10 protein-coding genes are annotated in these 13,596 nt (G+C 46.5%); 9 read left to right on the top strand and 1 reads right to left on the bottom strand.

Annotated elements, in window-relative coordinates:
• Nucleotides 1–288 precede the first annotated feature (288 nt).
• On the top strand, nt 289–1,836 hold the full coding sequence (locus J4N37_RS17370) for an arylsulfatase (RefSeq protein ID WP_252042915.1): 1,548 nt from the start codon (nt 289–291) through the stop codon (nt 1,834–1,836).
• Nucleotides 1,837–1,985: 149 nt separating this feature from the next.
• Nucleotides 1,986–4,292 carry a multiheme c-type cytochrome gene (locus tag J4N37_RS17365; protein ID WP_252042914.1) on the top strand — a complete coding sequence of 769 codons (2,307 nt, stop codon included), beginning with the start codon at nt 1,986–1,988 and terminating at the stop codon, nt 4,290–4,292.
• Here the strand turns inward: J4N37_RS17365 and J4N37_RS17360 are convergent.
• Nucleotides 4,279–5,148 (bottom strand): LysR family transcriptional regulator, encoded by an 870-nt coding sequence (locus J4N37_RS17360; RefSeq protein WP_033001469.1) that lies wholly within the window; start codon nt 5,146–5,148, stop codon nt 4,279–4,281. The genes J4N37_RS17365 and J4N37_RS17360 overlap by 14 nt on opposite strands.
• 127 nt (nt 5,149–5,275) lie before the next feature.
• Here J4N37_RS17360 and J4N37_RS17355 point away from each other — a divergent pair, with 127 nt between their 5' ends.
• The 7 genes from J4N37_RS17355 (at nt 5,276) to J4N37_RS17325 (ending at nt 13,594) form a co-directional block, all read left to right on the top strand.
• Nucleotides 5,276–6,793: an arylsulfatase gene (locus J4N37_RS17355; RefSeq protein ID WP_005447189.1), complete on the top strand. Its 1,518-nt coding sequence runs from the start codon at nt 5,276–5,278 to the stop codon at nt 6,791–6,793.
• 95 nt (nt 6,794–6,888) lie between these two features.
• Complete coding sequence (locus tag J4N37_RS17350) at nt 6,889–8,205, top strand: anaerobic sulfatase maturase (protein ID WP_252042913.1); 1,317 nt, start codon at nt 6,889–6,891, stop codon at nt 8,203–8,205.
• Nucleotides 8,206–8,270: 65 nt separating this feature from the next.
• On the top strand, nt 8,271–9,254 hold the full coding sequence (locus J4N37_RS17345; protein ID WP_038896273.1) for an AAA family ATPase: 984 nt from the start codon (nt 8,271–8,273) through the stop codon (nt 9,252–9,254).
• Nucleotides 9,255–9,266: 12 nt separating this feature from the next.
• Complete coding sequence (locus J4N37_RS17340; RefSeq protein WP_252042912.1) at nt 9,267–10,229, top strand: DUF58 domain-containing protein; 963 nt, start codon at nt 9,267–9,269, stop codon at nt 10,227–10,229.
• Nucleotides 10,230–10,781, top strand: coding sequence for a DUF4381 domain-containing protein (locus tag J4N37_RS17335; RefSeq protein WP_252042910.1), 552 nt, complete (start codon nt 10,230–10,232; stop codon nt 10,779–10,781). It abuts the gene before it with no gap.
• Nucleotides 10,774–11,865 carry a vWA domain-containing protein gene (locus J4N37_RS17330; RefSeq protein WP_252042909.1) on the top strand — a complete coding sequence of 364 codons (1,092 nt, stop codon included), beginning with the start codon at nt 10,774–10,776 and terminating at the stop codon, nt 11,863–11,865. The genes J4N37_RS17335 and J4N37_RS17330 overlap by 8 nt, the downstream gene beginning before the upstream one ends.
• Nucleotides 11,858–13,594, top strand: coding sequence for a VWA domain-containing protein (locus tag J4N37_RS17325; protein WP_252042908.1), 1,737 nt, complete (start codon nt 11,858–11,860; stop codon nt 13,592–13,594). The genes J4N37_RS17330 and J4N37_RS17325 overlap by 8 nt, the downstream gene beginning before the upstream one ends.
• Nucleotides 13,595–13,596 lie beyond the last annotated feature (2 nt).

Genomic DNA, 13,596 nt, shown 5'->3' with positions numbered 1-13,596 from the left:
TTGGCTATTAAGTTAATGATGCAATTGAAGAATGTCGCTTTATAGTGTTTATAACCATAAGTTATGCAGGTAATTAACTCATTGTTTTATAAGTCTAATATTCAAACCTTTCGCTTTGTGTGGAAAACTGAAGCGAGACTTGGGTCACGTTAATCTTGTTTACAATGAGTGTCTATCGACCTTAGTTTTAGTCCAAGTTGATTTATGCTATTGGATTCGCATTAGTCTAATTTGTGAACTATATGTTTGTGTGCAGGATGCACTTTTCTAATACAGACAGAGGTTTATATGACAGCGAATTATGGCGTTAAACGCCGATTAGCGATTCTTGCCGCTGCTTTTATCGGCGCGACAAGTAGCAGTATCGCAGCAGAAAAACCGAACATTCTGGTTATCTGGGGTGATGATATTGGACAGTCGAATATCAGCGCCTATACGTTCGGCCTCATGGGCTACAAAACCCCAAACATAGATAGAATCGCAAAAGAAGGCATGATGTTCACCGACTATTATGGTGAGCAATCTTGTACCGCGGGCCGTTCCACCTTTATTACTGGTCAAACAGTACTGCGAACGGGCTTGAGTAAGGTAGGCCTTCCGGGGGCTGACCTAGGCTTGCAAGCAGAAGATGCGACAATTGCAGAAATGCTCAAACCACTCGGCTACATGACGGGGCAGTTCGGTAAAAATCACTTAGGCGATAAAGATGAACACCTTCCAACTAACCACGGCTTCGACGAATTTTTTGGCAACCTTTATCACTTGAACGCCGAGGAAGAACCAGAGAATGTGGATTACCCGAAAGACCCAGAATTCCGTAAGAAATTCGGTCCTCGCGGTGTTATTAAATCCTTCGCTGACGGCAAAATCGAAGATACCGGGCCTCTAACGCGCAAGCGTATGGAAACGGTAGATGAAGAAACGTTAGACGCGGCGCTTGATTTTATGGATCGTGCGGTGAAAGCAGACAAGCCGTTTTTCGTCTGGTGGAACGCAACTCGTATGCACTTCCGTACTCACGTCAAAGAAGGCAATCTAGGTAAAACTGGCATCAGCTTCTATGCCGACGGTATGGTTGAGCACGATAACCACGTTGGTCAGCTTTTGAAGAAAGTGGATGACCTAGGAATTCAAGACAACACCATTGTATTTTACTCCACCGATAACGGCCCACACATGAACTCGTGGCCAGATGCAGGTACAACCCCATTCCGTGGTGAGAAAAACACCAACTGGGAAGGGGCATTCCGCGTTCCCGCGATGGTTCGTTGGCCGGGTAAAATTGAGCCGGGAAGCGTGTCTAACGAGATCATGCATCATATGGACTGGATGCCAACATTCCTAGCGGCAGCAGGCGATGATCAAATCAAAGAGAAACTCCTGAAAGGCTATAAAGCAGGAGGTAAGACGTTCAAAAACCATCTTGATGGTTACAACTTCCTGCCTTACCTAACTGGTAAAGAGGACAAAGGGCCACGTGAAGAAATCTTCTACTTTACAGACGATGGTGATTTGAGTTCACTGCGTTTCCGCAACTGGAAGATTGTATTCCTAGAGCAGCGCGCGAAAGGTACGTTGCAAATTTGGGCTGAACCGTTTACACCGTTGCGTGTGCCTAAGATCTTCAATCTACGCATGGACCCATACGAAGTCGCAGATATTACGTCGAACACGTATTACGATTGGTTGATCGACCATGCGTACATGCTTGTTCCTGCACAGGCTTATGTGGGCAAGTTCTTAGAAACATTCCAAGAATTTCCTCCAAGGCAGAAAGCTGCGAGCTTCTCACTTGATCAGGTGATGGAGAAACTGCAAGAAAGTCACAATAAATAGATTGATTGCAACCAAATGTGGGGCTCTTCGGAGCCTCTTTTTTTGCGCCTCGTTTGAGTTTTTCTTAAAACCTATGTAATTGCTTGTCTAAAAAGAAAAAACACTTCTATCTTTGATCAGAGAATAAAAAGAATCACACAAGGACAGTTATGACTCAGTGGGCAAGTTGGAAGCAGACCTTAATTGGTCTTGCAGCGCTCGTCAGTTTTTCTCTGTTTGCGCAGGAAACGCCGCAATCAACCGAATCATCAACGCTAACTTACGTAGGCAGTGAAGCTTGCGTAGATTGCCACCAAAAAGAAACCAAAGCGTGGCAAGGATCTCATCATGATATGGCGATGAGGCATGCTGATACACAGTCCGTATTGGGTGATTTTAACGAGCACACATTTACATTCGAAGGAAAGCCAAACCGTTTTTATCGAAAAGGGGACGAGTATTGGGTCAATATCCAAGGTCCAGACGGAGAGTGGCACGACTACAAAATTAGCTACACCTTTGCGTGGGAACCGCTTCAACAATACATGGTGGAGTTTGAAGATGGACGAGTCCAGCTCATTCCTTTTGCATGGGATTCGAGAACCAAGCAACAAGGTGGTCAGCGCTGGTTTCACCTATATCCAGATACCACGCCAAAAGATGAATTCTACTGGACGAATACGGGGCAAAATTGGAACTTCATGTGTGCCGATTGCCACTCAACGAATCTAGAAAAGAACTACGACGCCAAAACCAATACGTATTCAACCACGTGGTCTGAGATCAATGTGGGTTGTGAAGCGTGCCATGGTCCTGCCAGCGAACATGTAGAGCTTGCCAAACAAGCGGAAAAATCTGGAAATACCATCGTCTCAGCGAATCACTATGGTTTTGATCGAGATTTAGGTCTGGCTGTAAAAGAATGGGTCTACGAAGAAGGGCACAGTACGCTCCAGCCAAAAGAAATAGCGATGACGCACCAAGTTCAAACGTGCGCGCAGTGCCATAGTCGTCGTACGCAGCTCAACGAAACTGAAGATCACGTAAAAGGTTCGTTCCTAGATAAATATCGTCTTAGCTTAATCACACCAGAGCTCTATTATCACGATGGTCAAATCTATGACGAAGATTACGTCTACGGTTCATTTTTGCAATCTGCCATGGCAGAAAAAGGCGTTACTTGTACTAACTGCCATGATCCGCATACCGCAGAGTTGAAGATCCCAGAAGAAGCGGTTTGTGCTCAGTGCCATATTGCGTCTGACTACATGCCGGAAAATCACACTTTCCATGAGGCAAATACTGAGGCATCGCAATGCACAACTTGTCACATGCCAGAAACGACTTACATGCAAGTGGACCCGCGTCGTGATCACAGTTGGCATGTGCCGCGCCCAGATTTGAGTATGCATATTAATACGCCAAACGTCTGTATGTCTTGTCATGAAGACGAAACCAATCAGTGGGCGGATAAGAAAATAGGCGAATGGTTCCCGAATTCAAAATACCGAAATCAACAACACTTCGCAGTCGCATTTTACGCGGATTCTATTGGTCATCGTGGTGCGCCTGATGCATTAGCATATTCGGCTCAAGACGCATCGTTAAGCGATATTATTCGTGCGTCTGCTTTAGAACGTATGGGTGGCAATGCTGGACAGAACACTTTGGTTTCATTAGCGAGGGCAGTAAAACATGAAAGCGATATGATCCGTTTGGGTGCCGTTGCTGGTTCTTCTGGTTATGAATTTAGCGATCGTTGGCGAATTCTCGAACCATTACTAACTGACCCAGTATTGTCCGTTCGCGCTGAAGCCGCGGCTGCTTTGGTTCGTCATTATCCAGAAATGAATCCGCTGCAACGCGACAAGATCAAACAGCCGTTGGAAGACTACATGGCAATCCAGCGTTTCAATGCGGATCGAGGTTTTGGACGAACCAACCTAGCAAATGTCTATCGAGATCTTGGGGAAACAGGTAAAGCCATTGCGTCTTATCAAAAAGCCATTGAAATAGAGCCTTACTTTGAAAACAGCTACGCCAACTTAGCGGATTTGTACCGTACACAAGGTAACGACAGAAAAGCACTAGAAACCTTGATGGCAGGGATTGAAGCGCAACCTAAATCGAGTGCTTTGCCTTACAGCGCTGGTTTGGCATGGCTTCGTGTTGGAGATGGCGTTAAGGCAAACCAATATTTGAAACAAGCGGCTGAAACCGCAGAACACAACCCGCAGTATTGGTATGTGTATGGCTTGGCGTTAGAGAAGAGTGACATACTCGCGGCAAGCAAAGCACTGAGCACAGCCTACCAAGTGGGTGGAAATCCGCAGCATTTGTACGCCGAGTGTGAAGTGTTAGCGCGCAACTATAAACAAGGGGCCGTAGCTTTTGCTTTTGAACAATGTGTTAAGCAGCTTGCAGAAGTGGCTCCAGCGGAGGTTGTTCAACGCTTGAGAGCCTCTATAAATCAATAGGTGCTGGATTGGTAGACTCCAACTGATGTTGAATTTGTTCTCTTAAGCGTTGATGGGCAGGGTTGTGCTCGTCGCGCTTATGGTAGACAAATTTATAAGGAATACGCTCTATTTCTATTGGACAATCAAGCACTTGTAATTTAAGTGCTTTACTCCATTTCATCGCAAACGAGCGTGACACGACACCGAGGCAATCACGTTGTGCTACATACATTGCCATACCTGCTAATGATGACGTCACGATCTCGACATTTCGCTCCTGAATCGGCTCTTTTGCCAACTGTTCAAAACCGGATGTGTTATTCCATTTTCCTGAAAACATGCAGTGATTCTCATGATAGAAGGCTTCTTTGCTGAGCGAACCTTGAATCCTAGGGTGGCTTTGGCGACAGATCACCATGGCGGGCTCGTCGTAAGCCGTTTCTATCACGAATGAGGAGTCCTTAGTGATGATAGTATCAATCACCAAGTCCATTTTCTGTTGGCGAATCTGTTCAAAAAGTAAGTATTTTTCCGGTGGAGATTCGTGGAATACCACGTTCTCAATTGGATTTAAGCTATGGAGCAAGGTTTCGGAGCAGCAAACTTGAAAAGAGGTACGTTCAGAAATGGCGTTGTCGACAATACTTACGGCTTGGCGAAACTGCGGCATCAATTGATAGGCAGTCGAGGTTGGTGCAATACCACGACCTTGTTTCACAAACAGCTGCTTGCCTACTACTTGCTCTAGTCGCTTTATTGAGGCGCTAACAGCAGGCTGTGTAACTCCTAAATGGTCTGCTGCTTTGGTGTATGACTGGTACTCAGCGACAACCAAAAAAGTCTGAATCAAGTTTAAGTCCATCTTCTTATCCATAAACTGAATTTATGTGTTAACGTATCTGAACTCTATTTATCCGTCAAATTACAAGTTTTATCTTAATCAAATCTTGGCATCTGATTTCTCCCCAAGATTAGCAGCAACGGATTTATGGAGCTCTTTTATGGCAAACCACGATAAAAAACGCGGCAAGAAGTTGGTATTAAACGCTTGCACGCTTGCGATTGGAGCGGCATCAGCGACCGCTTATTCAGCAGAACAACCCAACATTCTCGTTATCTTTGGTGATGACGTCGGTTACTGGAACTTAAGTGCTTACAACGGCGGTATGCTGGCTTACAGCACTCCAAACATTGATAGTATTGCTAGAGATGGCGCTAAGTTTACGAACTTCTACGCTCAGCAAAGCTCAACCGCAGGTCGTTCGGCGTTCATTACGGGACAAATGCCAAAGCGTACTGGCTTGTCTAAAGTTGGTTTGCCGGGAGCGAAAGAGGGGATTTCTGAGAAAGATCCAACTATAGCGACATTGTTACGTGACCTTGGTTACGCAACGGGTCAATTTGGTAAGAACCATCTAGGTGACCGTGACGAACACTTGCCAACCAACCACGGTTTTGACGAGTTCTTTGGTAACCTTTACCACTTAAATGCAGAAGAAGAGCCGGAGAACGTAGACTACCCACAAGATCCTGAATTTAAGAAGAAGTTCGGTCCTCGTGGAGTGATCCATTCTTATGCGGATGGCAAGATTGAAGATACAGGTCCATTGACCCGCAAACGTATGGAAACAGTCGATGATGAGTTCTTAGATGAAGCAGAGAAGTTTATCGAGAAACAAGTCAAAGCTGACAAACCATTCTTTACGTGGTTTAACACGACGCGCATGCACAACTTCACGCACGTTCCTGATGAATACAAAGGCAAAACTGGCGCTGGCTTCTACGCCGATGGTGTGAAGCAACATGACGATCAGATTGGTCACTTGCTCAATAAGGTTAAAGAGCTTGGTGTCGACGACAACACCATCATTGTTTACACCACAGATAATGGTCCAATGATCAACTTATGGCCGGACGCAGGTATGACGCCATTCCGCAGCGAGAAAAACACGGGCTGGGAAGGCGGTTTTCGCGTTCCTGCATTGATCAAATGGCCAGGTCATATCCAAGCTGGCACAACGCTTAATGGCATTGTGTCTCTGGAAGATTTCCTACCAACCTTAGTAGCTGCGGCGGGCAATAGTAACGTCAAAGAGGAGCTACTCAAGGGTAAGAAAGTGGGCGATATGAATTACAACGTCCACTTAGATGGCTACAATCAGCTGCCATATCTAACGGGGAAAACGGACAAGTCTGCTCGTAACGAGTTTGTCTACTGGAGCGACGACGGAGATTTGTTGGCTCTGCGCTACGGTAAGTACAAATATCACTTCATGATCCAAGAAAATGAAACGGGCTTGGATATCTGGAAGAAACCATTCACCAAACTCCGCGTACCACAAATTTATGATTTGAGTATCGACCCATTTGAGCGTGGCGATACTGGTATGGGTTACGACCGTTGGATGTACGAACGTTCGTTTTTGATGATGCCTGCCATCGAGAAAGTGAAAGAGGTCATGGATACTTTCAAAGAGTACCCGCCGCGTATGGCTCCGGGTTCGTTTGTTCCGAAATAACGTTTTGTCCATAGGTCGATAGACCCTAGTTATTGTCCTTAAATACAGCGCCCAACTTGGGCGCTGACTTTCTTCTGCTTTCGAGATCGTTCTTTATGAAAAAACAAACTCACATTCATACCACTCAAATGGCATTAACTCCTCTCAAAACGGCATTTGCATCTAATAGTGATAAAGTCGAACGACGTTTTCACGTGATGGCGAAACCGGGCGGAGCAAAATGCAACATCGATTGTCAGTACTGTTTTTATCTGCACAAAGATGAATTACTCAATCAAGGCACTCAACCAAAAATGGATGATGCAACACTTGAGGCATTCATAAAGAGCTATATCGAAAGCCAAGACGGTGACGAGATTGTGTTTTCTTGGCAGGGTGGTGAGCCAACATTATTAGGTTTGGATTACTTTAAGAAGATTGTCGAACTGCAGAACAAATACGCTAAACATGGCGTTCGTATCGAAAACGACCTTCAAACCAATGGTCTTTTATTGAACGAGGCTTGGTGTCAGTTTCTGCATGACCATGGGTTTCTGGTTGGTCTATCGATAGATGGTCCTGAGTTTATCCACGATAAATACCGTAAAACCCGAAGTGGAAAGCCGACCTTTCAACGCGTCATGCAAGCCGTTGACTTGATGAAGCGTCATAATGTGTCATTCAACGCTTTGGTGACAGTAAACCGCTTTAACGCCAAATATCCGCTCGAAGTGTATCGCTTTCTTACTCAAGAACTCCGTGTCACTTATATCCAATTCACACCTTGTGTTGAACCTCGATCTTTCACTCAAACCGCTCCCCATTTCTGGAAAGAAAACATGTCTCCAAAACTTGGCAGCGAATTAGCAAAGCCGGGGCATTTGATGTCGGTCGTTACGGATTGGTCGGTCGATGCAGAAGAGTGGGGCGAGTTTCTGATCGCTGTATTTGAAGAATGGGTGAACAACGATCTTGGCAGAGTCTTGGTCAACCTTTTCGAAACCGCCGTCGCGCAAGTGATGGGGATGCCTTCGCAGTTATGTGTTAGCGCAGAGTTCTGCGGCAAAGGTCTAGCGATTGAACACAATGGGGATGTGTTTAGCTGTGATCATTACGTTTATCCGGAATATCAACTGGCAAACATTCATGACCGCTCTCTCAATGAAATTGCTATCTCAACTCGTCAATACAGCTTTGGCATGGCGAAAAAGTCTTCTTTGCCGCAATACTGCCTCGATTGCCCGTATTTGAAATATTGCTGGGGAGAATGCCCAAAAAATCGGCTACTTACCGCGCCGAATGGTGAGGCTGGTCTAAACTACTTGTGTCTAGGAATAAAAATGTTCTTTGACCATTCGCTGCCAATTTTGGTCGGTATATCTACGTTAATAAAGTCTTACAACTCAAGTGAATATAGCGAATATAACCTTTAGTTATTACTTTCAGTCTTATACTCAACTTTTAACGCTCAGGCTCCCGTAAACTCAATAGGTAGACTATGAACCACGCACAACAAGCCATTAATGAATTAATCGAACAAACTGAAAAAAGCGTCATTGGACAAAGCCATGTGGTTCAGGCTTTAGTGATAGGGTTACTGACCAATGGTCACGTACTTTTAGAGGGCTTACCGGGAACGGCAAAAACGCGCTCGGTAAAGTCACTTGCCAACCTACTTAACACCAGCTTTGGTCGTATTCAGTTTACTCCCGACTTATTACCTTCAGACGTAACAGGTACCGAAGTGTACCAAGAGTTGGATGGTAAGCCTCAACTCCACTTCCAACCGGGACCAATCTTCAACAGCATTGTGTTGGCGGATGAAGTGAATCGTGCGCCAGCAAAAGTACAAGCTGCACTGCTAGAAGCGATGGCAGAAGGTACGATTACGGTGGGTGATAAGACGCACGTCTTGCCTGAGTTGTTTATGGTGCTTGCAACGCAAAACCCAGTTGAACAAGAGGGTACTTACCCATTGCCAGAAGCGCAGATGGACCGCTTCATCATGAAAGTGACCGTCGACTACCCAGAAGATGAAGCAGAGCGTGACATTATTCGCTTGGTGCGCAGCGAAGAGCTAGGTTCAGAAACCAGTAGCGAATTAGTGACGCCACAACACATTGAACCAGAGCTCGTTATTGAAGCGCGACGCCAATTACCAAACATTACTGTTTCCGATTTAGTGGAGAACTACATCGTGGCGCTTGTGATGGCGACACGTAAACCAGAGCGTTACGCCGATTCCCAACTACAAAAATGGATCGAAATCGGCTCAAGTCCTCGTGCCTCTATTGCTTTAGACAAATGTGCGCGCGCTTATGCGTGGCTACAAGGGCGTGACCATGTAACGCCTGATGATGTGCGTGCAATGGTGCCATCGGTACTGGGACATCGCTTCTCACTTTCTTACGATGCTCTTGCCGATGGTGTTGATCATCAACGTGTGGTGCAAGAGTTGCTTGATTGTGTAGAAATCGGATAAGCGGGAGGGACTATGGCAAAGCCAACGCTTGCTCCTCAATCCCAAGGGCTCGACCCTCGCTTGTATTGCGATTACTCACGCTTGGTGCGTTTACAAGCGCAAGCCGAATCTTTCAGCTTACTGCCTCACTTAAAAGCGGACAGTGTGCTTTCTGGTCGTCATAACTCATTGTTCCGCGGACGTGGTTTGAACTTTGAAGAACTGCGCCATTACCAACTAGGGGACGACATCCGAAACCTAGATTGGAAAGTCACCATGCGCACAGGCAAGCCTCATGTGCGCAGTTACACCGAAGAAAAAGATCGTAATGTGATTGTCTGTGTAGATCAGCGCAGTGCGATGTTTTTTGCCTCTACCGAGGTCATGAAATCTGTCGTCGCTGCTGAAGTGGCGGCTATGTGTGGTTGGCGAGTATTGAAAGATGGTGACCGAGTCGGGTTTGTTATCGCCTCTGACTCTGCTCTATATCACAGCAAGGCCCAGCGTTCCCAAAACGATTTACTCGCTCAACTGAAACGACTCTCTCAAGCCAACCAGCGCTTAAATGTGGACTCGTTAGATTCAGACAAAGTGACGTTCAGTAAATGGATTGAGCTCATCAAACGGATGAAGCTAAAACAATCCACGCTGATTTTCATCAGTGATTGGCGCGATTGCGAAGAGCACCACCTAGATCACCTTAAGCAGCTTCAACAGCACAACGATGTTCTCGCGGTGATGGTAAGCGATCCTTTAGAGCAGTCGCTTCCGCAAGATTTGGCGAAAGTGAAATGGGTGATTGGTGATGGTCGTTACCAGCTAAACCTAGACAGTAAAGCCAAAGTCGATGCAGCCAGCGCCAGTTTGGTTGAGAAAGCCCAGTTACAACGTCAATCACTGGCACAACTCATGGCAATCAAAAAGCTGCCTCATATCGAAATCGATACAACAGGTGACCACATTACTCAATTCCAAAAACTCGTTGGAGGCCGATAAATGACAGACTTACACACGCCTCCAAGCACGTATATTCTGCGTGAGCTGCATGACGTCGCGGTGCCAGAAAGCGTCAGCTGGGTGCCACAAACCATTGGTTGGAAGATCCTTGCCATTGTCGGTGCGATTGTACTCATGTATGTCGGCTACCGACTGGCACACCATTGGTGGGATAACCGTTACCGTAAAGAAGCCATTGAAGCGATTTCTCGTTTGACCCCAGATGACGTCAGCATGCCGAACGCGCTGTTCTCGATTCTGAAAATCGTATTGATTCATCTTGATAGCTCTCATGCTCGCTTGTTTGATACTGCGTTCCTGCGCAAGTTAGATGAGCTTAATCCTAAGCATAAAATGTTTGATGACGAAGTCTCGAAGCGATGGCTGCAAAGTATCGTTGACCCAAGTGTTGAACTGGAAAAAACAGAGCGTTTACAACTTCTTGAACGCGCAACTGAGTGGGTGAAAGAGCACGATGAGAACGCTCACAACATTGAAAAGCGCACGCTTGCCTACAAAGCGCGTGCATTAAAAGGAGGTCGCCATGGGTGATCTTCTTGCTTCATGGCTGGGCATGAGCAGTTTTGAATTTGAGCATCCGCTTTGGTTCATCATCTTGCCCCTGCCTTTAGTAGTGTATTTCCTCGTCCCAGCTTACCGCACCAAACAAATGGCCATCAAAGTGCCGTTCTTTAGTCAGCTTGTGGACGCCATTGGTGAAACCCCATCAGAAGGCGCAAGCCAACTCACTCCGAGCTGGTGGCAGCGCGCAACGCTCATCATCTCTTGGCTTTTGGTCGTGATCGCAATGGCAAAGCCGACAGTACTTGGCGAGCCACAGGTGCGTGAAAGCTTAGGCCGCGATGTTATGGTCGTCGTCGATTTGTCTGGCTCAATGGCAGAGCAAGACTTCACGTCCAAAACTGGTGAAAAGATCTCTCGTCTCGATGCAGCCAAAGAAGTGTTGAGTGACTTTGCCAAAACGCGCAAAGGCGACCGCTTAGGTTTGATCTTGTTCGGCGATGCGGCATTTGTGCAAACCCCGTTCACGCCCGATCAAAAAGTGTGGCTAGAGTTGCTTAACCAAACGGATGTGGCGATGGCAGGGCAAAGCACTCACTTAGGTGATGCAATTGGTTTGGCGATTAAGGTGTTTGAGCAAAGTGAAAAGTCGCGTACCGACGTAGAAGATAGCAAAGAGAAAGTCGCCATTGTTCTAACGGATGGTAATGATACCGGAAGCTTCGTTGAACCGATTGATGCGGCGAAAGTCGCGAAAGCCAAAGATGTACGCATCCACGTGATTGCAATGGGTGATCCACAAACCGTGGGTGAAACTGCACTAGATATGAATACGATCAAACGTGTTGCCAAAGAGTCCGGTGGTGAGGCGTTTGAAGCACTCAACCGTGACGAACTTGCTAAAGCCTATGATGAGATTGGTAAGTTAGAGCCCCAACTGTATGAGAGTACCACTTACCGTCCTAAGCAAAGTTTGCATCATTACTTAATGGCTTTGGTGGTTGCGATGTACTTAACCGCGTTCTCGTTGGCGACATTTAAGCGTCGTCGACTATCAGTGAACAGTGAAGGTTTTGCACAAGCAGACAACGTAGAAGGAGAGCACCATGTTTGATTCTCCTTTCTCTAGTATGGGGCTAGAACAGTTTGTCACACAGTTCCATTTCATTCGTCCAATGTGGCTATTAGCGTTCATCCCGATGTTTCTTTTGCTTTGGTTAAGGTGGCGAGAAGAATCCAAACCAAGCTGGAAAGACATTCTTCCTGAGCATTTACGTAAAGCCTTAACGATTGGCGACTATGGTTGGCGAAAACAACTGCCGCTCAAGCTACTTATGGTGATAGTAGCGATTGCCATCATCATCTGTGCCGGACCTTCTTGGGAGCGCCAAGCTTCACCGTTTGGCGAAGATAAAGCGTCTATGCTGGTGGTATTAGACAACAACGATTCAATGTTGCAAGAAGACCTTCCGCCAAGCCGTTTGGAACGCTCTAAGCAAAAGATCCGTGACCTCTTGGCTGCACGAAAAGGTGGTAGCACTGGGTTGGTTGTCTATGCGGGTTCTGCTCATGTCGCAATGCCTGTGACGCAGGACAGCAAAGTATTCGAACCGTTTCTAGCGGCGATAACGCCAGAAATCATGCCAGTTGAAGGTAAATTTGCTGAAACGGCGTTACCTTTGATTGACCAACAATTACAAGGCCAACCGGGTTCTACGGTTCTGTTGGTTACAGATGGCGTCAACCCTGCAACCATTACCGTTTACAAAAACTACTTTGCAGACAAGCCTTATCAATTGCTTATCTTGGCTGCGGGTAACTCGGACATTGTTTCTAACAACCCGGTCGATTTGGACTCGTTAAACAATCTTGCCAGCGCGACAGGTGGACGCCTTGTTGAAGTGACGGTAGATAGCAGCGACATTGAGAAGCTGAATCGTTTTGTTGAGCGAAACATGCAACTCAATGGCGAATCATCCATGCCTTGGAAAGATATGGGCTATCAACTGCTGTTCCCAATTGCTCTCATTATGATGCTTTGGTTCCGCAAAGGCTGGTTAGTGCAATGGTGTGTGGTGGCGATGGTATCAACGTCTTTGTTTATGACGCCAAAAGCCATGGCGGAAACCGTCTCGCTCAAAGCGGACAAACCTGAAGTGGTGCAAGAGGTAACCGTCTGGGATAAAGCGTCTCAATGGTGGTGGGATTTATGGCTCACCCCAAATCAGCAAGGACAGCGTTTGTTCAACAAAAACGAATACCTTGAGGCAGCAAAGCACTTTACGGAACCGTTGCGTAAAGGGACGGCTTATTACTACGCAGGCGAATACAAACTGGCTCATACGGCTTTCTTGGAGATGCAAAACGATCCATCAGATGCGGTAAAAGACCATGGGTTGTACAACGCTGCGAGTGCGTTGGCGCGTCAACGTGAATATTTGGCCGCGCGTAATTTGTTGCAAGCACTGGCAGACAAAGACACCTTGAGCGATCAATTGCGACCAGACGTTGAACATAACCTAAAAGTCATCGGCGGCATTGTTGAAGAGATTAACCGCACCAGTGAAAGCCAAGCGGGGACAACGGATGGACCCGAAGAGTCATTTGAACTGGGTGACAACCCGCAAACGGCTGATGGGGCAGACGAAAAAACCGCTGCTGAATTAATGCTGAAAGAGAAACTCAATGCGAACGAAATCCTTGGCAGCCAAGAACTGGCGGATAAGTGGTTAAAACGTGTAGAGGCCGATCCTAAGTACTTCTTGCGCGCTAAATTCCAAATTCAACTGCGTGAGCCCGTGACAACGGAGCCACAACCGCAACCACAACAAGAAGAGGAGTAAGC

The sequence above is a fragment of the Vibrio sp. SCSIO 43153 genome (genome assembly GCF_023716625.1).
Lineage (GTDB): Bacteria > Pseudomonadota > Gammaproteobacteria > Enterobacterales > Vibrionaceae > Vibrio > Vibrio rotiferianus.
The sequence above is the reverse complement of the archived record's forward strand: the minus strand, read 5'-3'. Positions and strand labels throughout refer to the sequence as shown.